Source organism: Providencia sp. wls1914 (assembly GCF_009706645.1).
GTDB lineage: Bacteria > Pseudomonadota > Gammaproteobacteria > Enterobacterales > Enterobacteriaceae > Providencia > Providencia zhijiangensis.
Genome location: NZ_WLUN01000017.1, coordinates 66,705 through 92,032 on the forward strand (window position 1 = coordinate 66,705; position 25,328 = coordinate 92,032).

Annotated in this window: 19 protein-coding genes and 3 pseudogenes; 11 read left to right on the forward strand and 11 right to left on the reverse strand. The window is 41.8% G+C overall.

Translation table 11 applies throughout. The features are described from left to right. Positions 1 to 18 precede the first annotated feature (18 nt). The 5 genes from GKR74_RS16700 to GKR74_RS16720 form a co-directional block, all read right to left on the reverse strand. Positions 19 to 2,646: a fimbria/pilus outer membrane usher protein gene (locus GKR74_RS16700; RefSeq protein ID WP_230089183.1), complete on the reverse strand. Its 2,628-nt coding sequence runs from the start codon at positions 2,644 to 2,646 to the stop codon at positions 19 to 21. A 40-nt stretch (positions 2,647 to 2,686) separates the two neighbouring features. Beyond that, the gene (locus GKR74_RS16705) at positions 2,687 to 3,397 is read right to left on the reverse strand and encodes a fimbria/pilus periplasmic chaperone (RefSeq protein ID WP_154604506.1); all 711 of its coding nucleotides are present in this window, start codon (positions 3,395 to 3,397) and stop codon (positions 2,687 to 2,689) included. Between the two features lie 59 nt (positions 3,398 to 3,456). Further along, positions 3,457 to 4,038, reverse strand: a complete 582-nt coding sequence (locus GKR74_RS16710) for a fimbrial protein (RefSeq protein WP_154604507.1) — start codon at positions 4,036 to 4,038, stop codon at positions 3,457 to 3,459. Positions 4,039 to 4,130: 92 nt separating this feature from the next. Beyond that, on the reverse strand, positions 4,131 to 4,430 hold the full coding sequence (locus GKR74_RS16715) for a helix-turn-helix domain-containing protein (RefSeq protein WP_154604508.1): 300 nt from the start codon (positions 4,428 to 4,430) through the stop codon (positions 4,131 to 4,133). A gap of 521 nt (positions 4,431 to 4,951) precedes the next feature. Further along, positions 4,952 to 5,551, reverse strand: a complete 600-nt coding sequence (locus GKR74_RS16720) for an FMN-dependent NADH-azoreductase (RefSeq protein WP_154604509.1) — start codon at positions 5,549 to 5,551, stop codon at positions 4,952 to 4,954. A gap of 103 nt (positions 5,552 to 5,654) precedes the next feature. Between GKR74_RS16720 and GKR74_RS16725 the strand changes: the two genes are divergently transcribed. The 7 genes from GKR74_RS16725 (at position 5,655) to GKR74_RS16755 (ending at position 12,659) form a co-directional block, all read left to right on the forward strand. Then, positions 5,655 to 6,566, forward strand: coding sequence for a LysR family transcriptional regulator (locus GKR74_RS16725; RefSeq protein ID WP_154604510.1), 912 nt, complete (start codon positions 5,655 to 5,657; stop codon positions 6,564 to 6,566). A 206-nt stretch (positions 6,567 to 6,772) separates the two neighbouring features. Next, complete coding sequence (locus GKR74_RS16730) at positions 6,773 to 7,465, forward strand: carbohydrate-binding family 9-like protein (RefSeq protein WP_154604511.1); 693 nt, start codon at positions 6,773 to 6,775, stop codon at positions 7,463 to 7,465. A 187-nt stretch (positions 7,466 to 7,652) separates the two neighbouring features. Next, entirely contained in the window at positions 7,653 to 8,573 is a 921-nt protein-coding gene (gene murQ, locus GKR74_RS16735; protein WP_154604512.1) for an N-acetylmuramic acid 6-phosphate etherase, read from the forward strand. A 53-nt stretch (positions 8,574 to 8,626) separates the two neighbouring features. Beyond that, on the forward strand, positions 8,627 to 9,991 hold the full coding sequence (locus GKR74_RS16740; protein WP_154604513.1) for a PTS transporter subunit EIIC: 1,365 nt from the start codon (positions 8,627 to 8,629) through the stop codon (positions 9,989 to 9,991). 15 nt (positions 9,992 to 10,006) lie between these two features. Further along, positions 10,007 to 10,849, forward strand: coding sequence for a MurR/RpiR family transcriptional regulator (locus tag GKR74_RS16745; RefSeq protein WP_154604514.1), 843 nt, complete (start codon positions 10,007 to 10,009; stop codon positions 10,847 to 10,849). Positions 10,850 to 10,855: 6 nt separating this feature from the next. Further along, a complete protein-coding gene (locus tag GKR74_RS16750; RefSeq protein WP_154604515.1) occupies positions 10,856 to 11,638 on the forward strand; it encodes a sulfite exporter TauE/SafE family protein in 783 nt (260 codons plus the stop codon). Positions 11,639 to 12,110: 472 nt separating this feature from the next. Next, on the forward strand, positions 12,111 to 12,659 hold the full coding sequence (locus tag GKR74_RS16755) for a hypothetical protein (RefSeq protein WP_154604516.1): 549 nt from the start codon (positions 12,111 to 12,113) through the stop codon (positions 12,657 to 12,659). A gap of 188 nt (positions 12,660 to 12,847) precedes the next feature. Here the strand turns inward: GKR74_RS16755 and GKR74_RS16760 are convergent. The 6 genes and pseudogenes from GKR74_RS16760 to fixA form a co-directional block, all read right to left on the reverse strand. Further along, positions 12,848 to 13,756: pseudogene (locus GKR74_RS16760) on the reverse strand (nucleoside hydrolase); the annotation flags it as partial. A 606-nt stretch (positions 13,757 to 14,362) separates the two neighbouring features. Further along, positions 14,363 to 15,685, reverse strand: a complete 1,323-nt coding sequence (locus GKR74_RS16765; RefSeq protein WP_154604518.1) for an MFS transporter — start codon at positions 15,683 to 15,685, stop codon at positions 14,363 to 14,365. An 88-nt stretch (positions 15,686 to 15,773) separates the two neighbouring features. Next, positions 15,774 to 16,070, reverse strand: a pseudogene (gene fixX, locus GKR74_RS16770) (ferredoxin-like protein FixX). Then, positions 16,055 to 17,353: pseudogene (gene fixC / locus GKR74_RS16775) on the reverse strand (FAD-dependent oxidoreductase FixC). The pseudogenes fixX and fixC overlap by 16 nt, the downstream one beginning before the upstream one ends. 54 nt (positions 17,354 to 17,407) lie before the next feature. Then, on the reverse strand, positions 17,408 to 18,367 hold the full coding sequence (locus tag GKR74_RS16780) for an FAD-binding protein (RefSeq protein WP_154604520.1): 960 nt from the start codon (positions 18,365 to 18,367) through the stop codon (positions 17,408 to 17,410). A gap of 11 nt (positions 18,368 to 18,378) precedes the next feature. Beyond that, complete coding sequence (fixA, locus tag GKR74_RS16785; RefSeq protein ID WP_154604521.1) at positions 18,379 to 19,152, reverse strand: putative electron transfer flavoprotein FixA; 774 nt, start codon at positions 19,150 to 19,152, stop codon at positions 18,379 to 18,381. A gap of 527 nt (positions 19,153 to 19,679) precedes the next feature. Here fixA and caiT point away from each other — a divergent pair. The 4 genes from caiT to caiC all read left to right on the forward strand — a co-directional run bounded on the left by caiT (position 19,680) and on the right by caiC (position 25,327). After that, entirely contained in the window at positions 19,680 to 21,197 is a 1,518-nt protein-coding gene (gene caiT / locus GKR74_RS16790) for an L-carnitine/gamma-butyrobetaine antiporter (protein ID WP_036954118.1), read from the forward strand. Positions 21,198 to 21,261: 64 nt separating this feature from the next. Next, positions 21,262 to 22,404 carry a crotonobetainyl-CoA dehydrogenase gene (caiA, locus tag GKR74_RS16795; RefSeq protein ID WP_036954121.1) on the forward strand — a complete coding sequence of 381 codons (1,143 nt, stop codon included), beginning with the start codon at positions 21,262 to 21,264 and terminating at the stop codon, positions 22,402 to 22,404. Positions 22,405 to 22,474: 70 nt separating this feature from the next. Further along, positions 22,475 to 23,695 (forward strand): L-carnitine CoA-transferase, encoded by a 1,221-nt coding sequence (gene caiB, locus GKR74_RS16800; protein WP_154604522.1) that lies wholly within the window; start codon positions 22,475 to 22,477, stop codon positions 23,693 to 23,695. Between the two features lie 72 nt (positions 23,696 to 23,767). Continuing rightward, positions 23,768 to 25,327 carry a crotonobetaine/carnitine-CoA ligase gene (gene caiC / locus GKR74_RS16805; protein ID WP_154604523.1) on the forward strand — a complete coding sequence of 520 codons (1,560 nt, stop codon included), beginning with the start codon at positions 23,768 to 23,770 and terminating at the stop codon, positions 25,325 to 25,327. Position 25,328: the final 1 nt, after the last annotated feature.

A 25,328-nucleotide genomic window follows, 5' to 3' on the forward strand; every position in this document is an offset into this window, starting at 1 on the left:
TTTGTTATTGACCAATGGTTATTGGCAATTAACATCGAATCGAATTAATGATTGCAGATCTGCATTTTCAGGTAACGAGTATGTGGCTTGGCACTGGTTTTCATCGTCATGTCCCCATTTAGCGGTTAATTCGCCAGAGGATTCGAGCCCAGATAAATAAACCTGTCCATCATCATTCACAATTGCTGTTTGGTGCCCAATCGAAACCAAGGTGCCGAAAGGCAAGCTTTTGCCATTTTTTACGATGTGAACTAGTGCGCGAGCACCTTGGCGAGTCACAAAGTTTGCTTTGACGATAGCGCCACGAGTAGGCACCGTCGTAAGAACGCTGTTTTCAATTTCCGTCTGTTCATCTAATTCGCTGCTATCTAGTGCAATGCGATTTAAACGATATGGCGTTGCGTAAGGCTTGATGGTGTAACCGAACCAATCTGTTTTCACACCACTGGTATGTTCAACAGGAATATCGCTCGCCCCCGGTGCGGAAATTAAAATGTTAGTCTCACCAAGGGGTTGGCTAAAAATGATACCGTCAGAGTGCAGGGTCACTGCACCAGAAATACCCGTTGAAACTTTACGGTAATCCTGGCCATAGCTATAACCGATTTGAGTATTTCCATAGCCGCCTTGGTAGGCTAAGTTGATATTTCCATCATTCCCATTACTTGATGAATACCCTTGAGCAACGTTCCAATTCAGGTTTTGCTGAGCCAGTAAACTTCCGCTTAAACTGGTCTGCTGGACTAACTCTCCTTGGTTATCGTGGTTAACACTATAAGAGGCATACATTGACGGCGCTCCTTGAGGTAACCACTTCTGTAACGGGATGGATACCGTTAAGAAAATATTCCTATCCGTTGTTTTTACGTCGTATTGATCAACATTTTTATTTAATCCATACGAGAGCGTGTAATTAATATCGCCAATCTGGCTACTTAGCCCCGACTGTATGGAAACCGAACTGCCATTTCGCTCCCAAAAACTCTGGCGGACACCGGTTAAATAAATGGAACCAACCCCCGTTATCTTTTGTGAGATATTGGTCTGTATTCTTTCACGCTTATTATCGTAAAGATTAAAATAGTCGGTATTGTTGGTTTTCAGTTCGCCATTGGTATCAAGGGTTTCATTTTGTGATAGCCAACCAGACATCCGGTTTAGCGAGGTTTCTTGTAGGGTATAGTAGCCTCGGGTTGAGTAGCGATACCCTGTGAGTTGGAGATTTGTGCCGGTTTCAGGGAAAGCTCGTGCGTATAGAAAACGCAGTGACTGCCCTTGATAGCGACTTCCATCGGTTAACTGGCTATTGGCATGGGTAATATCTGCTGAAAATGCCCCCCATGTCCCTAAGTTAAAGCCTGTACCGACTGCCCCTGCCAGATAATTTTTGGCATATTGAACGCCGCCATAAAGCGTTGTTAATGAAGATGCTCCCCAGATAAGCGTTGTTTCTCCAAATTGAGTCGTATCATAGTGGCTGTTATCTGAGCGAAACTCACCAGCAGTTAGGCTATAACTCATTCGACCTTCTCGTAATAACACGGGAACAGAGGAATAGGGCACGATAAATGATTGAATATCGCCGTTAGCTTCAAGAATACTGACTTGCAAGTCACCACTCGAGCTCATGGCGTTTAAGTCGGTAATCGCAAACTCACCAGGTGCCACATTAGCTTGGTAGATTAAATAATCATTCTGGCGAATTTCAATGGTCGCATTGCTGTTTGCCACACCGCGGATAATCGGCGAAAACCCCTGTTGACTAGACGGATACATACTTTCGTCTGTTCGTAATTGTGCGCCGCGAAACGTCAGTGAATCGAAAACTGTGTTATTGGTTGAACTGTCCCCTAATACTAAGCGGCTTCGCCAAGGGATGATCCCTCGCTCGACATAGCTGTTGAGATGTTGCCAATTATTTTCTTGATTATGTTTGCTTTTATAGCTGGTCCATGTACGGTTATCACGGTATCTCCAGCTCCCTAAATTGACGCCATTTCTTAGATTCAAGTAGATGTTTTTACTAAAATCGTGCTGATATTGGTTATCTGTGACACCTAATGTATAGCTGGTAAATAGTGCATTAATTCCTTCATCCCATTGGTTAGTTGGAATTTCATCTTTGGCTAAATTATTTAACGCTATCTGCGGAATACTGATGTTTAATTTCATTTTCGGAAAATCAAATTCAGTGCTCGCATTAGGGATCAATTGCGCCAGAGGAATACATTGATGGTTGTCTGATTGCAGCAATGGAAGGTTATCAATATTGACTCCCAGCTCAGCCAGTTCATGTGGCGTTAACAGTGGAATTAACCCTGTTTGGTCTGCTACGAATTTAGGTAATTGGTCATCTTGTTTTTGGCAATCTTGTGCTTTGACAAAGATAATATTTCTTCTGTACTTGAGATTGCCATTCAATGAAACATCAACGTCATAGGTTCCGGGTAATTGTGAACCTTGGCTTTCGAAAGTACTTAAATCAGCAATATGATCTGAATCGATAGAGATCAAAGAAGGTGGAAAATAGTAATTTTCTCCCTCTTGGGCATGAGTGCTTTGTATTACAAAAAGGCAGATAAATAAGTATGAGGTGCTCAAATGGTTATTGATGATTTTTTTGTATTTTTTTAGTGAAACGAACATAGAAAACCTTATTTCCATTTGAAATAAAATAGATCAATTCTTAATTGAAAATGGCTGGTTTTGGCGAAGTGATCCCACCAAAGTCATTAATTGAACTAAACATCAGTTTACTGGTGTCAAATCCTGCTGGTGCATTAACCTCAATATGACTAAATGGCGCGATCATCGTTGATGGTAATTCATTATTTCCTGAACGAAGGTCAGTTAAGGTCATGTAATACGGCGATGGATTTGATATTTTAATTTTCTGGTTATCAATCTTGCTAAATCGGATAAGGTTTTCAGCTTCCTTTGGTGTGATTTTTAATCCTTTGGGTCTAATAAAAAGTTTAACTCGAGTTACAGCGGCAAGGATTAATGCATTCTTATCAGCTAATTCATTTCGATCAATGGATGGAATGGCTTTTACATTAAAATAAAATAGAGATTCTTTATCTTTCGCTAATTTTTCACCCACATAAACTAGTCGAATGGTATTTTCATTTCTTGGTGCACTAGTAAATAAAGGTGGCGTGGAAATAAAATCGCTTGTTTTATTTCCTTTGGAATCCTCAATCCAAGTTTGAACTAGAAAAGCTGATTTATCTGAGGTATTTCGAATACTGGTAGTAATTTGCTTACTTTCTTGCGGGTAAATAATTCGGGTACTATCAAGTGTAATTCCACCCGCTAAACAAAGTGAAGAAAAACCAAAATAGAATAGTGAAACCAGCCATTGATAATAATGACTTGCTTTAGGTAACGAAAACATAAAAACTCCGGATATAAATAATGCGCACCCGCTATGACACGGGTGCAAAGACAGAATTATTACTGATAAGTAATCGTGAACTTGGCAGATGCGTTAGCAGAACCCGCAGTCACTTCATTTGCTAATGCGATGTACTGTGCTTGGAAGCGTAATGTACTGTCACCTTCATTCAGCTTAATAGCATCCGTTGCTTTTGAGCCATTAACAGTTACTAACTTGTTGTTTTGTAAAATTTGGATACCCACGCCAGTTGCGGTTGTTTGCCCACTTTGAGATGCTACTGGAGCAAGGATTTTTTCTTCGTTAAGAATGGTAGTACCATCAAAAGTCAGAGAGGCGTTTTTAAATGTTTCAGTTGCACATCCGGTTAATTTAATATCAAAACCAACAGGTGATGACACCGAATCTTTGCCATCAAAACCATCTTGGCGGTATTGACCTAAATTAACTGTTTGTGAAGCATCGTCGTTATCAATAACACAAGGTGTGTTCACAATTGTACCAGTAAAATTAACAATACCACCGCCAACAGTCACAGGAGTTAATTCTTCTGGAGCACTAGGAGCTTCTTCTGCTGCAAATACATTTGCAGATAAAGCTAGAGAGATAGGTAATGCGATAGCGATTAACTTAAGTTTCATTATATTACTTTCCATTAGATAAAATTTTAAAAGGGTTTATTTCTTGTTTGGTGCTTGCATTCAAAATAAAGCATGCACTCCGAAAAATACATTTATGTATTTTTGAGATTGCCTACATGAATTACACCGTCTGTTTCTAGCTCATCAATTAGCAAATTGAAAAGTCTATTTTGTTCTGGCTTTATTACCTTGCTACTGAATTCATCGAAGGGGATGTTTAATACATTTAAAAGTCTTAAAATATTTTCAATACTTAATGTCGATATTCCTCTTTCATATCTTGATATTTGTTGCTGACTGATTGATATTAATGATGCTAATTCTTTTTCAGATAATCCTTTGCTTATCCTTGCATTTCTAATAAATATTCCTATTTTTTCATTTAGTTTCATTATATTGATAATTAGTTAATTACCTAGGTTGGTTAAATATGAGTTGTATAATTGGATGATTTCAAAACGAGGCGAATTGTAGATAGGTTAAATAATGATGTAAATACTCAAAATATGATGAAATATAATGTTACATTCAAATGAAATAAAAAACCTAGAATATCGGCTAGTAAATTACTCTTTTTATGAGTTAAATTTTAAGTTAAATAAAATAATTTTTTGATAATGACGCAGATCAATAAATAAAATCTATTTATTAATCCTGAAATGAAACAAAATGATACAATATATAATATTTGCTTTCATTTTGCTCTTTTGATTACTCAATATGAGAGTTTTTATGGTGTGCAGTATTGCGGTGTCGTTTGTTTTTATAAAGAAATAAACTATTCAAATTTTAATTAATACAATACATTAGATGAAAATTAACAGTTGTAAGTAAGTATTTTTCGTTAATTAAATGAAAACAAAATCCCCACGGATTAAATAATGTAGAGTGGGGATTTATTTAATTATGAAACTTAATGATGAATGAGAAGCATTAATTGTTGTTGAGCTTTGGTGAGTCCTGCCTCATAACCTTCGGGTTTCATATCTAAACCTTCTGCATAGACAAACTGAACATCATTAATACCCATTAACCCTAATACAGAGTTTAAATAAGGGGTAATTGCATCGGTCTCTTGCCCATAATGAATGCCGCCTCGAGCACTAAACACCAGCGCTTTGACATTTTCTACTAACCCCAGTGGGTAGGTTTCGGTATAGCGAAAAGTTTCTCTAGCACGAACTACTAAATCAAACCAATTTTTCAATTCAGTTGGTACATTGAGATTGTACATTGGCGCACCAAGGAGAAGTAAGTCACTCTCTTTAAGCTCTGCAATCAGTTGGTCAGAAAGCTCTGCTGTATTTTTTAAATCAGGATTGCTAATTTCCGCGCCTCTTAATGCTGCGAAACGGGCTTGATTGAGAACGGGTAATGGGTTTTCCGCCACATCACGTTCGATAACACAGTCTTGATAGCCTTGGGCTTTACGTTCATCCAGATATTGCTGAATTAAGGTATTGGTTTGCGATTGTGCGCCGTTAATACTGGATTTGATAACTAAAATTTTCATCGAATTGTTCCTTATCAACTTAGGATGTGGCCAGTATATCTGGCTTGATAAGTTGACAATGAGTGATATTCTTTCCTTATATTGTTTCCAATCGAGCACCAATATGAACAAGTTAGATTTGAACTGTTTACCTATTTTTATTGCTGTGGTTGAAAGCGGAAATTTTACCGCGGCATCTGAACGGCTACATGTAACGCGTTCAGCAGTGAGCAAAAGTATTTCGCGTTTAGAAAATAGCCTAGGCGTTTCATTGTTTCAGCGGACTACCCGTCAGCAAACATTAACAGATGATGGAATGGTACTTTATGAATATGCGAGTCATGCGCTGAATTCTCTGCAAGAAGCGTCAAATTTCTTGGAAAGTGGCAAACGTAATGTTGAAGGGAAAGTCTGTATTACCGCGCCTCGGCTATTGGGAAACTTATATGTTGTCCCGCTGCTGATTGAGTTAATGAGCCTTTACCCTAAATTGGAAATTGAGACGTTATTGAATGACCGGAATGTGGATTTACAGCAAGAAGGGGTTCATGTTGCAGTGCGAGTGGGGCAACTGGCTGATTCAAACCAATTGATTGCACATGAAATTGGCCACCATAAAATGATTTTTTGTGCCTCCCCCGATTATTTAACGGCAAATGGTACGCCGACAGCACTTTCAGAATTAGAAAAGCATCAACTTATAGCCTACACACAAGGCGGACACATTTTGCCTTGGCAAGTGTATGACAGAGCTCAGCAAGAGCACCGCTATTTACCCACCAGTAAATTGGTTATGGACGATATGCAAACAATTATGTTGGCGGCAATTCAAGGGGCGGGAATTGCGTATTTACCACAGTGGTTGGTGCAAGAAAAAATAGACTCGGGGCAGCTTGTTGAGGTTTTATCTGACTATCAAAGTGTTCGTTACCCAATTTCTGTCGTGTGGGTCGCAACGTCCTTTCTACCGCTAAAAATAAGAGTGGTTATCGATGCGATTCGTGAAAAGTTAGCCTTAAATTTAAGGTCAGAATAGTGAAATTATAAACAGTGAGCCTCTTCACAATGTGAGGGTTTTTATTGAACATGCCTTGCTCTTGGTGAAATTTTAATTCTATATTCGTTATATGTTATGAAATTTAATTTCTTTGTGGTTGTAAAGAATACTGTCATAACGATTCCGTTATAAAAAACACCATGATGTTATTCGCACATTATAAAACCGATAAAGTGAGGCAAGGCATGAAATTAACCACCCTATTTGCAGCAACAACCTTGTTAGTGACCGCCAGTGTAGCGGCAAAAGAGTACCCCATTCATCATACTGTGCAGATTAATTCCCTTGAAGATGCTCAAAAAGCAGCGGTTTGGGAGCAGGCTGAAGTGCTCACTGACTTTATCTATCCGTGGGAAAATGAGACACCACCAAAAACCGATTTCCGTGCATTATGGAGCGATAATGCGCTCTATTTTCGCTTTATTGCGGATGATAAAGACATTCAGCTAGGCAAAGACGCTGATAAAGATCAGGCGGTATTGGGCTCAGATCGCGTGGAATTATTCTTTGCAACCAGCCCTGAATTAAAACCTTATTACACGGCTGAAATGGATCCATCAGGTCGTACATTTGATGCGAAAGCCAATTTTTACCGCGAAGTGGATCCAAGCTGGAATTGGCAAACACTGAAAACGGTTGGGCAAATTACCCCTGAAGGTTATGTGTTAACGGGGAAAATCGATCTGGATGAATTCACTAAACTGAATCTTTGGCAAGATAATGACAAGAAAACCTTGATGTGCGCCATTCTGCGCGGCGAGTTTAGTGCTGGTGAGCCTAAGCAAGTGCGTAAGTGGATCAGTTGGATCAAGCCAGATTCAGTGAAGCCAGACTTCCATATCCCTTCCGCTTTCGGAAGCTGTAAGCTCGTCAAATAACCCTCATCCGGTGGTAGCCTTAAACGGTTTATAACGTTGCCACCGGTTCTTTCACACTTTTTCATGTTGTTGTTGTGAGACCAGTCACGTAAATCATCACAAGTGAATAACTTGTTATGATTAGGATTGAAATTAAAATTCATAGATAGTATTTTTTAATGAAATATAGTTTCAGTTGAGGTGTGCCATGTCAGTAACCGAAAATACGCTTAGTGATTGTTTGAACAATGAACTTAACCAGGACACATTGCAGTTTTCTCGCTTAGATACCTTATCGATGTTAACGGTGATCAATCAGGCTGATAGCACGGTCGCAACGGCATTGCAGTCTGTGCTGCCGGAACTCGCCAATGTGGTAGATGTGATTGCGGATCGTTTAAAACAAGGCGGGCGGATCTTTTATGTAGGCGCTGGCACCAGTGGGCGACTGGCGGTATTAGACAGTGCAGAGTGCCCACCAACATTTGGTACATCGCCAGAAATGGTGCAATCGATTATTGCGGGCGGTCATTCAGCTATGTTGAAAGCCGTTGAAAATATTGAAGACTCAACGGAAGCGTCGGTGAAAGAGCTACAGGTACGCGGCGCAACGGAAAAAGATGTGATTATCGGCATTGCGGCAAGTGGACGAACGCCATTTACCCTAGCTGCGATTGAATATGGTAATCAAATCGGGGCATTAACCGTGGGGGTAACCACCCGTGGACACGGTTTGCTCAGTGATTTAGCGCAGTATGCCATTGCGCCGGATGTGGGGGCGGAAGTACTTTCTGGCTCCACGCGCATGAAAAGCGGGACTGCACAGAAAATGATTTTAGGCATGCTAAGCACCTGTGTCATGGGGCGCTTAGGGCGAATTCATACCAATTTAATGGTCGATGTGATGGCGAGTAATATTAAATTACTGCGTCGTGCTGAACGTATTGTAGGGGAAGTGTGCGGGATTGATGTAGACACTGCAGCAGCATTATTGAAGCAAGTGGATTACCACCCGCGTCGTGCCATTTTAATGAATGAATTGAATATTACTGCACAACAAGCGACAGAGATTGTTCAGCGCAACCCGAATACCAGCTTGGATTCGATGCTAAACAGTCACAGTGAATAGCGTAAAACATAACATAAACAGAGTCATAACTCAGTCGACACCGGGGAAATCCTATGGCTAATAAGATAGAACATCTGGAAGTGCTCGCCAGAGAAATAGAAAAATATGCGGGCGGGTTTGAAAACGTGGGTACCTTAACCCACTGTATGACGCGTATCCGTCTGGTTTTAAAAGATAATAGTAAATTTGATGCAGATGCACTCAAGCAAGTGGAAGGCGTGAAGGGCGTTGTCTTTAACGGTGAACAACAGCAAGTGATTGTGGGCATGGGGACGGCAGCGAAAGTCTTCTCTGTGATGAATAAAAGAATGCAAAACAGCGGTGTAGCGAATGATGAAAGTACGCCATCAGCGCCAGAGAAAAAATCGTTCTCTATCCGCCGTATGCTGAATACATTAGCCGCAATTTTTGTCCCAACCATTCCTGCGCTAATTGGTTGCGGTCTAATTATGGGGCTGATTAATATTGTGCGTTTAGTGGCGCCGGGAGTGGTTGAGCAGTTCCCAGAGCTGTTTAAGTTATTAAAGCTGATCGGTAGCGCCGTGTTTACTTATTTATCTATCATGATTGGGGTAAATACCGCGAAAGAGTTAGGCGCATCTACATCAATAGGTGCGGTGATGGCAGGGCTTTTAGCGATGCCAGGCTTGGCCGATATCACCTTATTTGGTGAAAAACTCCAACCAAATAGCGGCGGAATTTTCGCGGTGCTGATGGTGGTGGTGTTCTCCTCTAAATTTGAAGTGTGGTTTAGAGGTATCATCAAAGAGAGTTTGGATCTGATTGTGACGCCATTTGTGACGATTTTAGTCTCAGCAATGGTGGCGTTAGTCGTCTTCCAACCTGCGGGTCATTATCTGAACCAAGTGTTGGCGCAAGGGGTTTCTGTGGCGTTGCTGAGTAGTGGCGGCGGGGCAGTCGCAACGGGCGGTATCTTAGGTGGCAGCTTCCTGTTCTTATTATTAACTGGTCTGCACCAAGGTTTGATCCCCATTCACGCGGAAATCCTACAAACTTTTGGTTTGAACTATTTATTCCCGATCTTAGCCATGGGCGGAATGGGACAAGTCGGTTCATGTTTCTGGGTGTTCCTGAAAACCAAGAATCAGCGTTTAAAGAAAACCTTAGTGGGGGCATTACCCGTCGGTATCTTCGGTGTGGGTGAGCCATTACTGTTCGGGGTTTCCTTACCGCTGGGTAAACCGTTTATTGCAGGCTGTATCGGTGGGGCCGCGGGCGGTGCGCTGATGGCGTTCTTCCATGTGGGTATTATCATTCCATTTGGTACCGCGGGTTTATCCTTAATTCCGCTGGTGGGTGATGGGCAAATTCTGGATTTTCTGATTGCGGTAGCAGGCGCATGGATTGTCGGTTTCATTGCCAGTATGATAATAGGCTTCAACGATCCAGAAAAATAATAAGAAGGTATAGCCATGTCAGCACTGACAGTAAAATTGGAAAGCTTATTGACGAGAGGCAAAGGCACAGAGCAGCGTATTGCAAAGTTTTTGCTGGAATATCGCGATAGCCTTGTGGCAATGAATGCCGCTGAATTGGCTCGTGAGGCTGGCGTGAGCAGTGCATCCGTCATTCGTTTTGCAAGGCAAATGGGTTACCGTGGCTATCCTGAATTTAAAGTCGATTATTTATCTGACGAGAAGCAACACAAAGCGGAAAGTTTGTATGGCAATCTGAGCCGTAATGATGATACGGCTCAGATTATCGCTAAATCTGGGCAGTTATTTATTAGCGCCATTGAAAAATCCTTAGAACTGTTAGAGCCCGCCGCAGTTGATGCCGTCGCGCAAAAATTGGTTGAAGCCAAGCGCATTGTGCTATTTGGTATTGGCTCGTCAGCGATTGTGGCGAATGATATTTTCCATAAACTTATTCGCGTTAATAAATCGGCGTTATTTAGCCCTGACTTACATGTGCAACTGAGCTATTCAGCAAATTTAGGTGAAGGGGATCTCGCCATCGCCGTGACAGCAAGGGGCAATACGCCAGAAATTAACCGAATGCTGAAGTCGGCACATGAAAATGGCTGTACGACGATTGCTTTAACGCGCTTTGGGCAAGATGATGCGGCGCGTCTCGCGGATTTAACGCTGCCATATTACTATGATGAACAACACTCTCAGCTGGGAGTGATCACGCCTCAAGTGTTGCAGATGGTGATATTCGATACGCTATTTTTCAAATATTTAACCCTTGCCAATGAAGATGCAGACATCGCATTGCAAAAAGGTCGACAAGCCGTTACTCAGGCAGGATAAACCACCATGATTGTCACAGAGTTAGCCATCGGCGCACTGATTGGCTTGATTATAAGCACAACCGGTGTGGGCGGCGGTGTGATTGTTTTACCCATACTGACTTACTTTTTTGGGCTTAATGCCTTAGCCGCAGTGGCAACTGCTAACTTTCTCTCTATGTTGATGAAGGTCTCTTCGTCATACATGCATTTTCGCTTAGGCAATATTCCACTAAAAGGGGCATTGATAGTTTTGGCGATTATGTTGCCAAGTACGTTTTTATCCAGCCTGTTTGTGACGTGGCTAGGCAGTATCCCTGCTTATGAAAAACAGGTGGAGTGGGGCATTAATGTGTTGGTCTCCGCTGCCATTATTTTTTCATTGTATTTATTTATTCAACGGATGTTTTTTGCTAATCCGCGTAAAAAAGTTGCCGTGAAAGAAAATCAATTGAAAGCGATGGCAATCCCAGCGGTATTGGCGGGGATAGTATTAGGTGCAACAGGGGTTGGCGGCGGAGTCGTGGTTCTGCCAATGTTATTGCGTTATATGGATTTAAATATCAAGCAAGCCATTGGTACATCGATTGTGGTGACGACCGTGTTATCAGGCTCTTCGGCGCTAGCTTATGCGCAAGATGGTCACACGGATTTAAAACTGGCATTAATTTTGTGTGCAGGGGCACTGTTAGTGATGCCGCTGGCAAAATATTTACTGGTGAAATTGTCTGAACGGACTTTCCAATATATTACGTTACTGCTGATTTTATGCAGTGCGGTGATGATGACTTGGAAAGTAATTATGCCGTAAAGATGAAATAATTATTTTTCTTGCTCGCCAACGTTCTTTCATTAGTCTGAAATTGATAGTTTAAATATGGTTATATTTAAACTATCAATGTTATTTTTCATTTGCTCCCCATCTAAAAAAGAAAATCAATTTTTAATATAAAAATAAATATAATTGATTTTTTATTTGTTTAATTGAAAAAATATTATCATTAATAAAATGTTGGTCTATAATCAATTTTGATTTATTAATAATGAGTCTATTTTTGATTTTCATGGAGTGGTTTTTATTATTGAATTTTAATTCATGGCGCTATCTTTTTTGTATGTGTAATAATTGATGTTGTTTCTTTGTTTTAAACAATTGATATTGAATTAGATGCTCTTATAAAGATACGGTTTTTAATTAATTTAAAATTGCGATTTGTATTTTGGAAAACATGTTATTTATTTTTCAAGAGTATTGAAAAGCATCAATCCCAAATGATTATATTATGAAATATCAGTTAACCCATACGTATAGCCGTTCAACACAGTTTTATGGTGTTGAAACAAATTTAAGCCTAGATCAATTTCAACAAGCTTGTGCTTATATTCAGTTAATTAGAGATAAGCTCCCGAGTTTTTCATCTTCGGATGATTGCCTAGTTGAGTGTGAAATTCTTTTTCTTCTTCAGATGTTTTATGGCGTCATGCCATTATATGAAAATAGTGAATTAGATGCGATTGTTGATGTTCACCATAACTGGGAATGTTATATCATTGGTGGGAATTTGGCGTTAATAAACCAATATGCGATATGTAATGCAAGCATTATTATGCTGGAATTTCTTCGCTATAAATTACAGACAAAACTCAATATTGATTCTAATGAAAAAATAAAAGTTGATTTAGCTCGGATAGATTCCTTATTAAGCGGCCATTTTTTAAAAAAAGAATGGGAATTGAGAGATGTTTATGGAAATGATCTTACGGGTATTCAATTTTTAATAAGCGATAAAGTTGAATTAATCTCTAAAGAACCGACAGAAGCTGAAATCTAGCCAGATGAATTTTTTAGTTTACGGAAAGTAAAAAAGCGTCACTCGATGAAGTGACCCCCAATAGTTGAATAACCAATTGCTGGGGGGCTTTTTATGCCAAAATACAATCGTGATGTAAAAATTATTATTTCAATAGATGCGTATCAGAGATTCTGAGTATTTACCTTGTTGAGGTAAGCTTTATCTCAAAGAGTTAAAATACGCTCTGCAATTAAAGACATCAATTTCGATGCATCGACATCAGTAATAATTTTACAATTCATCGTTTCTAAACCGTGATGAGTAACATTAGGTGTGGTAGCAAAACTATGGCCAAATAATCTTTTGGACTCATATTCAATAGTGATTGAACCCTCAACACCTGAAAAAATTTCAGGGTGAATTAGGTAGGCAATAACGCAGGGGTCATGAAGGAAAGGATCAAATTCGGCATATCTTCGGCACATTTCTGCCACGGTCTGAGCAATAACACCCCCTTTTTCCAAAGCAGTACACAAACCCGCTCTTATATCAGCTTTGCTTGTTACATCCAAACCAAGCATAGTGATATGCCGCGCACTATCAAAAACAATATGAGCAGCATGAGGATCGACATAAAAATTAAACTCAGCGGCTGGTGTTATATTTCCTTGTGTAAATGCAGCGCCCCCCATGACAACAATATCTTTTACATTATCAACTAATTTTGGTTCTTTAATGATAGCTAAAGCAATATTGGTGAGGGAGGCTATTGTGCATAATGTTATTTCACCAGGATTTGACATGACAGAATCAATAATAAAATCTACCGCGTGACCAGAATCATTGTGGTGCTCAGATTCAGGTAGGAGTACCCCAGCTAGCCCATCTGAACCATGAACATTAGTTTTATTTCCGGTTTTGCTCATTAATGGACGATCACAGCCTTTAGCGAGAGGAATATCTAACCTATTCGCTAATGTCAGTAATTTTTTTGCATTACAGTGAACCTTTTCTAACTCTACATTCCCAGCGACTGTCGTTATCCCGATTATTTCTATTTCAGGTGATGCCATAGCGAGAAAAATAGCCACTGCATCATCAACTCCAGGATCACAATCTATTATTATTTTATGCATTTTTACTCCTTGATTTATATTTTATTAATTAGAAAGGTGAAAGTATTAATAATTAAATCTAAAGGTTATATTTAAATAATCTGGTTTTAGAACGTATGAAAGCTAAAGATAGAAGAGTTGCAAGAATCAAAATAGAGAAAATCTACCTAATGAGATCTTTTTGGTTAAAATTGCGACTTTAATAAGTTATATAGATTATCAGAAATTGAAGTTTAAAATTAACGTGTTATTGCGTAAATAATTGCATGAATGATTAAAATCTAACGATATTGAAATATATTAATCTAAAAGATGCTGTTTTGTTGATCATTTTTTAATGGATAACCCTAGAAATGTGAATTTCATCGCATTTATCAACTATTTATCGGGCGGGGTTATTTTTTTCATGAGGAAATAAAACGTAAATCAAGAGAAATCAAATAGTATTATATTTTGTTTTTAATGGCTGATTTTAATTAATCAGCTGGGTATTTTTATTCAAAATAGGGAGGCGTTGTCTATTTACCTGTTTTCTACAAAGAATACTCTTTTACATTCATGTTCGTGTGAACAAGAATAAATAGCATGTCTTTTTCTGCTTGATTAATCGTAATAACTAACAAAAGGCTATTTTCTTTTCACTATGCTCATCTTGGAGGTTTGCGCTAGAGTTAACCCTTTGGTTTCTGGCGCAAATAGGATAGAAACCACTAAGCCAACTAACGAAACGCCTGCCCCCATGAGTACCACATGGCTAATGCCATATTCGTGAATAAAGACAGGCAGTGCCCACGTTGAAAAAATGGTTCCGATGCGGCTTATGGACATAATCACGCCAACAGCGGAAGCGCGAATATCGGTCGGGAAAAGTTCGTTCGGATATAGCCATTGTAATATCCCTGGCCCGCCAGAAAAAAAAGCGTAGATACCGAACATAATGATCACCAAGCAGATCCCTAGGTTGGAGAATAAACCGAGGATCGCCAGTGCGCAGGTCATAATCGCAAAGCTGCCTATCAGTAATGGCCTTCTGCCCATTCGGTTGAGCCAATACATTGCAGGTAAACAGCCGAGCATAAAGAATAGGCTAATGACGACATTGCCGAGCGCGGCATTTTTCCCTTGATCCCAACCAAGTTCCCCGACAATTTGTGGGCCAAATGTGTAAATGGCAAACATAGGGATCACTTGGCAAGTCCAAATCGTCGCGGTGAATAAGACAAAGGAGAAGTGTCGTTTGGTAAAAATATCGATAAAGCGGGTTTTCTTTTGTTCTTCTGCCTCAAATACCACAGGTTGACCAAATAATTTGGTCATCATCTTTTGGCATTCTTGATGTCGGCCTTTGCGGATCAGCCAAAGTGGCGATTCAGGTAAATCAAAGCGACCGATTAAAATCACGATGCAGGGGATTACGGCACTACCGAGCATCCAGCGCCAGCCACCTTCAATATCATATAAAGCATAACCCACAAGGTTGGCGCAAGTGGCGCCGACGTACCACATTGCCGCAATAAACCCGACAGCAAAAGCGCGCTGTTTAGTATTAGAGAACTCGGTGATCATCGACGTGGCTATCGGGTAGTCAGCCCCGATGACAATGCCAATTAAAAAGCGCATTAGCAGAAGCTGTAAAGGCGTTGAAACAAACATCGTGGCGACGGAGATTGCACCAATGGCCACAATATCAATCAGGAACATTTTACGGCGACCGACTTGGTCGCAGATATAGCCAAATAAAGAGGTACCGATAAACAGCCCCGCTAACGTGGCCGCACCGAGTAAACCAATCCACTCATTACTTAAATTAAGTACTGGAGTGAGCTGCTCTAAGGCAACGCCAATGAGGACTAATACGTAACCGTCAAGAAAAGGCCCACCGCTGCCCCACAACATAATGCGGCGGTGGACTGAGGAAAACTGGATGTCATCAAAGCTTTTAGGTTGCATAGTCGTTACCTGCATTAGCGCAATAAAATAAAAAAAAGCTCTCGAAGCAACATAACTTTATGGGATAACTTCGCTTCGAGAGTAAGCGCTAGCTATATCAGCCGTATCGAAACTCAATACCGAAGGTACCGCGTGGATATTCCCATTTTTCCAGTGCGCTACCAAGACCCAGAATGCGGCATGTCCCACATTCAAGACAGCCGGCATAATCAAAACGTACCGAGCCATCATCTTGTTTTTTATACAAACCTGCTGGGCAGGCTTTGGTTAATATTTCGAGTACCGCCATATCAGGTTGCTCTTTGATAACGATATGGGGGATCTCTTCATCGACATTAAATTTGTTAATACCGAGTTTGACATCAACGTTTACGGGAGCACTCATATCGCTCTCACTCCTTTAATTCCGTCTTTAATTAGGTTCATAAAGCCGACTTTTTTCGCATGTTGCAGCATGGTTTTGCGCAGAGGCACTGGGGCTTCATCTGAGATGGTGAACAGTTTTTTGGCAATACCAAGTGCCATCTCCGGGTATGCGGTAAACATGCGCGGGTTATCTAAGAATTCAGGCATTCTTTGGTAGGCTTTCATATCGCGCAGTGGGCCTTGTTCCAGCAAGGTGAGGTATTCGCTTAGGCCTTGCTTGCTAAAGTCCTCTTTTTTCATTGCGCTGAGTACAGCTTGAGCTGCGGCTTCACCTGAGGCGACGGCTAAATCCATACCGCGAATGGTAAAGCCTAAGTTCATGCACATACCTGCTGCATCCCCAGCAACAAGAACACCATCCCGAACCAGTTCAGATTGCATTTTTAAACCCGCTTCAGGCACCACATGGGCGGCGTACTCAATCATTTTTCCGCCTTCAATTAATGGTGCGACAGCAGGGTGCTGTTTAAAATCTTCGAGCATTTGTGGAACGGATTTTTTGGCATCTTTAATGTGGTGTAGACCACACACCAGCCCTAACGAAATCGTATCTTCGTTGGTATAAAGGAAACCACCGCCCATCAGTCCATCGGTTGGCGAGCCTGCAAATAGCCACGCAACGCCCTCATTACCTTGGAGGTTGAAGCGGTTTTGTAAAACGTCTTTTGGCAGCTCAATCAGTTCTTTGACGCCGACAGCGACGTGCTCGGCACTGACGCGTTTTGTCATGCCCAATTGTTCTGCTAGAAGGGAATTTACGCCGTCGGCTAGGATCACCACTTTGGCTTCGAGTACATCACCGTCAGCTTCGACGCCAACGACTTTGCCATCACGTTCGACCAGCTTATCAACGCGGATCCCAGTGATGCATTGTGCGCCTGCATTTTCAGCTTGTTCAGCCAACCATGGATCCAGTTTTCCACGCAGGATGGACCATGAGGTTTCTTCGGGTTTTTGCGGGTCACCATTTTGGTAATCCACCGTCATTGCACCGGTTTCGGTCATAAAAGAGAGCTTTTCGTGGGTGATCATGCGCTCAATAGGCGCTTCTTTGGTAAACCCAGGAATGATCCGCTCTAAACTGTGAGCATACATGCGCCCACCTGTTACGTTTTTGCCGCCCGCATAGTTTCCTCTTTCAATTAGGAGAACTTGAGCACCTTCACGGGCAAGTACCAGTGCAGCAACTGAGCCAGCCAGACCAGCTCCTACTATGATTGCATCAAAAATATCATCGGACATAGTGTCTCCAAACTTAATGCGGTAGTGAGGGAGTTCCCCCACTACTTAGGATGTTTATTTGGCCAGTTGCTGAGTCAGTGCTGGAAGAATTTTAAAGAGATCCCCAACAATCCCGTAGTCTGCAAATTGGAAGATAGGGGCATTTTTGTCTTTGTTGATGGCAACGATTGTTTGAGCGCCATTAGCGCCAACCATGTGTTGGATCTGCCCTGAAATACCGACTGCCAGATACAGTTCAGGTTTGATCATCAGGTTGGAAATACCTACATAGCGTTCATGCTCCATCCATTTTTCGTTTTCAGCCACAGGGCGGGAACACGCAATTTCAGCACCAATGGAATCCGCTAATGCTTTAGCAATGGCAATATTTTCTTGGCTACCGATGCCTCGACCCACACTGACCACAAGGCGCGCTTTGTCTAACTCAACAGAGTTACCTGCTTTTTGCTGAACCGAGGTACGTACAACAGGTTGTTTTGATTCGATTGACTGTTTTGGTTCGACCCATTGTGCAACTTGGGCTGTACCGCTAAGTGATGCATTACTTGACGCGGCATCAAAAGTCCCAGTCGCCACTGTGGCAATGGAAAATGAGCTGCTTAATGTTTCACTGCCGAACGCCAAACCGCCATAGACCATGTGCTTGATAACGGGCTTGTTATCTTCGATGACGACAGTGGTAGCATCATTCGATACAGCGGCTTGTAGTCTTGCGCCTAAACGTGCCGCCAATAGTTTTCCACGGCGTGTGTTTGGCAATAACAGCAGTCCGGTATCACCATGTTGCTTGATCACATTGACGACGGTATCTGCATAATCTTCGATAATACGGTCATCAGGTTTGCCGGATAATTGAATAACTTGGTTCGCACCGAGTTGAAAAGCTTGCGTGGTTTGCGCGTCATCCAATGCGATAACGTTGACATGTTCACCAAGAGTCTGTGCGCCGCCGATCAGTTCAGGTAAGCGAGAAGCCATGTCACTCAGTACCCAAACGGTTGATAATTTGCTCATAACTCCCCCTATTATTTAATGATTTTTCTTAAGTGTTCAGTGAACTGTGCAACTTGGTCATCGCCATCGCCTTCAATAATGATGCGTTGACGAACTTTTTGTTTTGGTGCAGCAATCGACTGAGTCGATAACGCCGCGACATCACCAAGACCGATATCAGCAGCCGTCCATGCTTGAACAGGCTTTTTCGCTGCACCTAAAATGGCTTTCATCGATGGAATAACAGGGACGTTAATGTCTGAAGTCACTGCAATAACCGCAGGTAGTGGAATGGATAACGTTTCGATTTCGTCTTCGAGCTCACGTTCAACAACAATGGTATCTGGTGCAATAGAGAGGATTTTTTTGACCCCATTAATAGCAGGAACTTGCAGCTCTTCTCCCATTAAAATACTGACTTGCTGGGCGTTGAGGTCAGCGGAGCCATCACCGCACAGAATCAAATCAAAGCCGACTTTTTTGGCTGCGGCACTAAGAGCAATAGCACTCTGATGTGGCAGGGCATATTCGAATTGGTCTTCAACCACTACGACTAATTCATCGGGACCACGGGATAAAACGTCTTTACGACCTTTCATGTTAGTCAGTGCTTTGCCACCAATACTTAACGCAATAACTTTACTTTCTGGTTGCTGCGCTTTTATTTGATTAGCAGCTTCAATGGCATTTAAATCATATTGACTAATTTTAGTGTCAGCGCGAGAAAAATCTAAAGAACCATCTGAGCTATTAACAACAATATCTTGTTCATCAGGAACAGATTTGTAGCATGTAATAATATTCATTACATCTCCTAGAATAAAATAAGTGGAACAGTTGTGGTTTAATATTTATATGAGTATCACGAACTGGATATTTAAAAATAAAACCTACATCACCAATATTGAACGCCTTAAATTAAAGCGGGTTTAAATATTCATACTGTTACATTACTCACCAATACTGTAAAAATCATCAAGTTAGCAAGCTAATGTTCAATATTGCTATCCTAATCACCAATACTGAATGAGTTTAATAACATTAACCTAACATTATATTTTACTGCTTTGTTTTTATTGATTTATTATTTTATTTTTAACGTGAAGGTTAATAACAAATCTTTATCACGAATAATATTGTGACCTTAATAACAGAATTGTTATTGGTGAGCCGACATGATTCAAATAGTAAATAAATTAATTAATCTTTAATTGGCTATTGATAATAAGTAATTGGGCATATTTAAGAGGCATTTATTTAGAAGTCATTAAATGAATGTTAAATATTTATTGTTTTAAAACTTATGTATTAAATAATAAATTGGAATAGACCTATGAGCAAAGAAAATAAAAAGGTCGGAATAGAACCGAAAGTTTTTTTCCCACCATTAATTATTGTCGGGTTACTGTGCTGGCTAACAGTACGTGATCTTGATGCATCAAACGAAGTGATTAACCAAGTCTTTAGCTATGTCACCAATGTCTGGGGATGGGCATTTGAATGGTATATGGTCATTATGTTTGGTGGTTGGTTTTGGTTAATTTTCGGACCTTATGCGAAGAAACGTTTAGGGGATGAAAAACCAGAATTTAGCCGAGCTGGCTGGATTTTTATGATGTTCGCATCTTGTACTTCAGCCGCGGTGCTGTTCTGGGGATCGATTGAAATTTATTACTATATTTCATCGCCGCCGTTTGATTTTGCACCTTATTCTAATGAAGCCAAAAGTATCGGGTTAGCTTACAGCTTGTTCCATTGGGGCCCGCTGCCGTGGGCAACTTACAGCTTCCTCTCTGTTGCTTTCGCTTACTTTTTCTTTGTTCGTAAAATGGATGTGATCCGCCCAAGTAGTACGCTGGCTCCGCTGGTGGGTGAGAAGCGTGCCAATGGCTGGTTTGGAACCATTATCGACAACTTCTATTTGGTTGCATTGATCTTAGCGATGGGAACCAGCTTGGGTCTGGCAACACCGCTGGTGACTGAATGTATTCAATATCTGTTTGGTATTCCACATACCTTGCAGCTCGATGCGATCATTATCTTCTGCTGGATCATCCTCAATGCAGTGTGTGTAGCATTTGGTCTGCAAAAGGGGGTGAAAGCCGCCAGTGATGTACGCAGCTATTTAAGTTTCTTAATGCTTGGATGGGTGCTTATCGTCAGTGGCGCGAGCTTTATCGCTAACTATTTTACAGACTCCGTCGGCGTATTATTAATGTACATGCCACGCATGCTGTTCTATACCGATGCCGTTGGCAAAGGTGGATTCCCTCAAGGTTGGACTGTGTTCTATTGGGCTTGGTGGGTTATCTACGCGATTCAAATGTGTATTTTCCTCGCACGCATTTCCAAAGGACGTACTGTTCGTGAATTATGTTTAGGTATGGTTGCAGGCTTAACCGCAGGTACCACCTTAATTTGGACCATTCTCGGCAGTAACACGCTCCAACTGATTGATAAAAACGTCATTAACATTCCTAAGTTGATTGAAGAGTTCGGTGTTGCACGAGCCATCATTGAAACTTGGGCCGCTTTACCTTTGAGCACTGTAACAATTTGGGGCTTCTTCATCCTCTGCTTTATCGCCACTGTCACACTGATTAACGCCTGTTCATACACTCTCGCGATGTCGACTTGTCGCGCAGTGAAAGATGGAGAGGAGCCACCGTTATTAGTGCGTATTGGTTGGTCTGTTCTTGTCGGCGTGATTGGCATTGTCTTACTGGCATTAGGCGGACTGAAACCAATTCAAACAGCGATTATTGCCGGAGGATGCCCACTTTTTTTCGTGAACATCATGGTAACGCTCTCCTTTATTAAAGATGCAAGAGTGCATTGGAAAAACGATTAATTTACTCAGAAACAATTTTACTTAGAAACAATATTTCAGAAACAACATTGAAGAGGTTATTGATATGGATTTTAGATTGAATGATGAGCAGGAACTGTTTGTCGCAGGGATCCGTGAACTGATGGCAAGTGAGAACTGGGAAAGCTATTTCGCCGAGTGTGACCGCGAAAGCAAATACCCAGAGCGTTTTGTAAAAGCCTTAGCGGATATGGAAATCGATAACCTGCTGATCCCCGAAGAGCACGGTGGCTTAAATGCGGGGTTTATTACGGTTGCTGCGGTATGGATGGAATTAGGTCGCCTTGGTGCTCCTACTTATGTTCTATACCAATTACCGGGTGGTTTTAATACGGTTCTGCGTGAAGGAACTCAAGAGCAAATCGACAAAATCATGGCGTTCCGTGGTACGGGTAAACAGATGTGGAACTCCGCTATTACTGAACCGGGCGCAGGTTCTGACGTTGGTAGCTTACAAACTACATACACTCGCCGTAATGGAAAAGTGTACTTAAACGGTAGCAAATGCTTTATCACCAGTAGTGCGTACACCCCATACATCGTGGTGATGAGCCGCGATGCAGATTCACCGGATAAACCTGTTTTCACTGAGTGGTTCTTAGACATGAGCAAGCCGGGTATCAAGGTGAACAAACTTGAAAAACTGGGTCTGCGCATGGATAGCTGCTGCGAAATTACGTTCGACAACGTTGAGCTTGATGAAAAAGACATGTTTGGTCGTGAAGGCAACGGCTTTAACCGTGTGAAAGAAGAGTTTGACCATGAACGTTTCTTAGTGGCATTGACCAACTACGGTACAGCAATGTGTGCGTTTGAAGATGCGGCGCGCTATGCCAACCAACGTGTTCAATTTGGTGAAGCCATCGGTCGTTATCAATTAATTCAAGAAAAATTTGCACATATGGCGATCAAGCTCAATTCGATGCGCAACATGTTATATGAAACTGCATGGAAGAGTGACAACGGTTTAATCACCTCTGGTGATGCGGCAATGTGTAAATACTTCTGTGCAAACGCAGCATTTGCAGTTGTGGATTCAGCAATGCAAGTCCTCGGTGGTGTGGGTATTGCGGGTGAACACCGTATCGCACGATTCTGGCGCGACCTGCGTGTGGATCGTGTATCAGGCGGTTCAGATGAAATGCAAATACTGACATTAGGTCGTAGCGTACTGAAACAGTATCGCTAATCGAGGTTAGTCGTTGATTGATCTCCTGAGATTTTCGGGAGATCACTTTAGTTTCACAGGAGATGAGAAAATGGCAGAGCATTTACCAATGCCCGAGTTTGGCCCGCTATCTGGGGTTAGGGTGGTATTTTCAGGGATTGAAATTGCAGGCCCATTTGCCGGACAAATGTTCGCAGAATGGGGCGCGGAGGTTATTTGGATCGAAAACGTCGCATGGGCTGATACCATTCGTGTTCAACCTAATTACCCGCAACTATCTCGCCGCAATCTACGGGCGCTATCGCTGAACATCTTTAAAGATGAAGGTCGAGAAGCGTTCCTTAAACTGATGGAAACGACGGATATTTTTATCGAAGCCAGTAAAGGCCCAGCCTTTGCGCGCAGAGGGATCACCGATGAATTATTGTGGGAGCATAACCCGAAATTGGTGATCGCCCACTTATCAGGCTTCGGACAATACGGCGACCCGCAATACACCAACCTTGCGGCGTATAACACCATTGCGCAAGCATTCAGCGGTTATTTAATTCAAAACGGTGATAAAGACCAGCCAATGCCGGCATTCCCGTATACCGCAGACTATTTTTCTGGCATGACCGCCACCACCTCTGCTTTAGCGGCACTGTATAAAGTTCAAAAAACAGGTAAAGGCGAAAGCATTGATATTGCCATGTACGAAGTGATGTTGCGTATGGGGCAGTATTTCATGATGGACTACTTTAACGGCGGCGAAATTTGCCCACGCATGACGAAAGGAAAAGACCCGTATTATGCCGGTTGTGGGCTTTATAGCTGTAAAGACGGTTATATCGTAATGGAGATTGTGGGTATTACTCAGATCCAAGAAATCTTCAAAGATATTGGTCTTGCTCACTTATTGGGTACACCAGAAATTCCTGAAGGCACGCAGCTCATTCACCGTGTTGAGTGCCCGTATGGCCCACTTGTTGAAGAAAAATTAGATGAGTGGCTAGGTGCGCGTGACATTGATGTTGTTCTAGCGCGCTTGGCGGAGCTGAATATTGCCAGCGCCAAGGTACTTACCATTCCAGAATTAGAAACCAATCCACAATATATTGCCCGTGAATCCATCACCAGTTGGCAAACCATGGACGGGCGTACCTGTCGTGGTCCAAACGTGATGCCAAAATTCAAAAATAATCCGGGGCAAATCTGGCGTGGTATGCCATCTCACGGCATGGACACGTCGGATATTCTGCAAAACATTGGTTATAACGAAAATGATATTAGGGGGCTGGTCGAGAAAGGGCTGGCTAAAATTGTTGAGTAATTCAATGACTATTCAGTTCAATCATTCCTGTAGGGCTGAATAGACATTAGGGAAATGATGGGATAACAATTAATGGATGTAATCGGTAAACAAAATTTGCGTCAAATGTGGGATGATTTTGCGAAAACTCACGGTAATAAAAAGGCGCTTATCTTTGAATCCTGTGATGGTGATGTGCGTGAATTCAGCTATTTAGAAATGAATCAGCAGATTAACCGCACTGCCAACCTCTTTTTAAGCTATGGCATTCAAAAAGGGGATAAAGTTGCGTTACATTTAGATAATTGCCCAGAGTTTTTCTTTTGCTGGTTTGGTCTTGCCAAAATTGGGGCGATCATGGTGCCGGTCAATGCGCGATTCAAGTATGAAGAGAGCGCGTGGATCATCCAAAACTGCCAACCTCGGTTGGTTGTCACTCGTCCCCATTTTGTCGATATTTACCAAACTCTTGTCGATGACAAAGCAACAGCGCTCGAACATATCTTCTTAATTTCAGACACCCAATTACCAACGCAGCAAGGTATGACTGACTTTACCGTTGAACTAGCTCAACAATCGATTGTGCTGGCGGAGCAGGTTGAACTCAGCGTGAATGATACCGCCGAAATTCTGTTCACCTCTGGGACGACCTCTAAACCAAAAGGGGTCATTATCACCCACTATAATCTGCGCTTTGCAGGTTATTACTCCTCTTGGCAATGTGCATTACGTTCTGATGATGTCTATTTGACGGTGATGCCCGCTTTTCATATCGATTGCCAATGCACAGCGGCTATGGCGGCATTCTCCGCTGGGGCAACCTTTGTTCTCCTTGAGAAATACAGCGCTCGGCGTTTCTGGCAACAGATTGTGAAGCATCGCGCGACAGTGGCGGAGCTGATCCCAATGATGATCCGCACCTTAATGAGTCAACCGGTTGCCGACAATGAGCAAGCGCACTGTTTACGGGAAGTGATGTTCTATCTCAATTTAAGCGATAAAGAAAAGCAGCAGTTTATGGAACGCTTTGCCGTGACGCAGTTTCTCACTTCGTATGGCATGACTGAAACTATTGTTGGGCTGATTGGTGATAGACCTGGGGATGAACGACGCTGGCCGTCCATTGGACGCCCTGGATTTGGTTATCAAGCTCAAATTCGAGATAAACATAATCAACCGTTAAAAACAGGGGAAATTGGCGAGCTATGTGTAAAAGGCGAGCGGGGTAAAACCTTATTTAAAGCCTATTACAACAATCCTGAAGCTACAGAAAAAACCTTTGATAGTGAAGGGTGGATGCACACTGGCGATTTTGCTTATCAAGATGACGATGGATTTTTCTACTTTGTTGACCGTAGTAGCAACATGGTCAAACGCGGCGGTGAAAACGTCTCTTGCAGCGAAATTGAGAACATCATTGCGTCCCATCCAGTTATTGCGGATGTCGCGGTTATCGGTGTGATGGACGCCATCCGTGATGAGGCTATCAAAGCGTTTATCGTACTGGAGGAGGGGGCTACGCTAACTCAAGAAGAGTTTTTCGCTTTCTGTGAAACGAAAATGGCGAAGTTCAAAGTGCCCTCATTGGTGGAAGTTCGTCAAGGTTTACCTCGTAATTGCTCTGGTAAGGTGCTGAAAAAACATCTGAAATAAT

Coding starts and splice junctions, on each gene's coding strand:
- GKR74_RS16700 (WP_230089183.1), bottom strand. CDS start 2,646: ATGTTCGTTTCACTAAAAAAATACAAAAAAATCATCAATAACCATTTG.
- GKR74_RS16705 (WP_154604506.1), bottom strand. CDS start 3,397: ATGTTTTCGTTACCTAAAGCAAGTCATTATTATCAATGGCTGGTTTCA.
- GKR74_RS16710 (WP_154604507.1), bottom strand. CDS start 4,038: ATGAAACTTAAGTTAATCGCTATCGCATTACCTATCTCTCTAGCTTTA.
- GKR74_RS16715 (WP_154604508.1), bottom strand. CDS start 4,430: ATGAAACTAAATGAAAAAATAGGAATATTTATTAGAAATGCAAGGATA.
- GKR74_RS16720 (WP_154604509.1), bottom strand. CDS start 5,551: ATGAAAATTTTAGTTATCAAATCCAGTATTAACGGCGCACAATCGCAA.
- GKR74_RS16725 (WP_154604510.1), top strand. CDS start 5,655: ATGAACAAGTTAGATTTGAACTGTTTACCTATTTTTATTGCTGTGGTT.
- GKR74_RS16730 (WP_154604511.1), top strand. CDS start 6,773: ATGAAATTAACCACCCTATTTGCAGCAACAACCTTGTTAGTGACCGCC.
- murQ (WP_154604512.1), top strand. CDS start 7,653: ATGTCAGTAACCGAAAATACGCTTAGTGATTGTTTGAACAATGAACTT.
- GKR74_RS16740 (WP_154604513.1), top strand. CDS start 8,627: ATGGCTAATAAGATAGAACATCTGGAAGTGCTCGCCAGAGAAATAGAA.
- GKR74_RS16745 (WP_154604514.1), top strand. CDS start 10,007: ATGTCAGCACTGACAGTAAAATTGGAAAGCTTATTGACGAGAGGCAAA.
- GKR74_RS16750 (WP_154604515.1), top strand. CDS start 10,856: ATGATTGTCACAGAGTTAGCCATCGGCGCACTGATTGGCTTGATTATA.
- GKR74_RS16755 (WP_154604516.1), top strand. CDS start 12,111: ATGAAATATCAGTTAACCCATACGTATAGCCGTTCAACACAGTTTTAT.
- GKR74_RS16765 (WP_154604518.1), bottom strand. CDS start 15,685: ATGCAACCTAAAAGCTTTGATGACATCCAGTTTTCCTCAGTCCACCGC.
- GKR74_RS16780 (WP_154604520.1), bottom strand. CDS start 18,367: ATGAGCAAATTATCAACCGTTTGGGTACTGAGTGACATGGCTTCTCGC.
- fixA (WP_154604521.1), bottom strand. CDS start 19,152: ATGAATATTATTACATGCTACAAATCTGTTCCTGATGAACAAGATATT.
- caiT (WP_036954118.1), top strand. CDS start 19,680: ATGAGCAAAGAAAATAAAAAGGTCGGAATAGAACCGAAAGTTTTTTTC.
- caiA (WP_036954121.1), top strand. CDS start 21,262: ATGGATTTTAGATTGAATGATGAGCAGGAACTGTTTGTCGCAGGGATC.
- caiB (WP_154604522.1), top strand. CDS start 22,475: ATGGCAGAGCATTTACCAATGCCCGAGTTTGGCCCGCTATCTGGGGTT.
- caiC (WP_154604523.1), top strand. CDS start 23,768: ATGGATGTAATCGGTAAACAAAATTTGCGTCAAATGTGGGATGATTTT.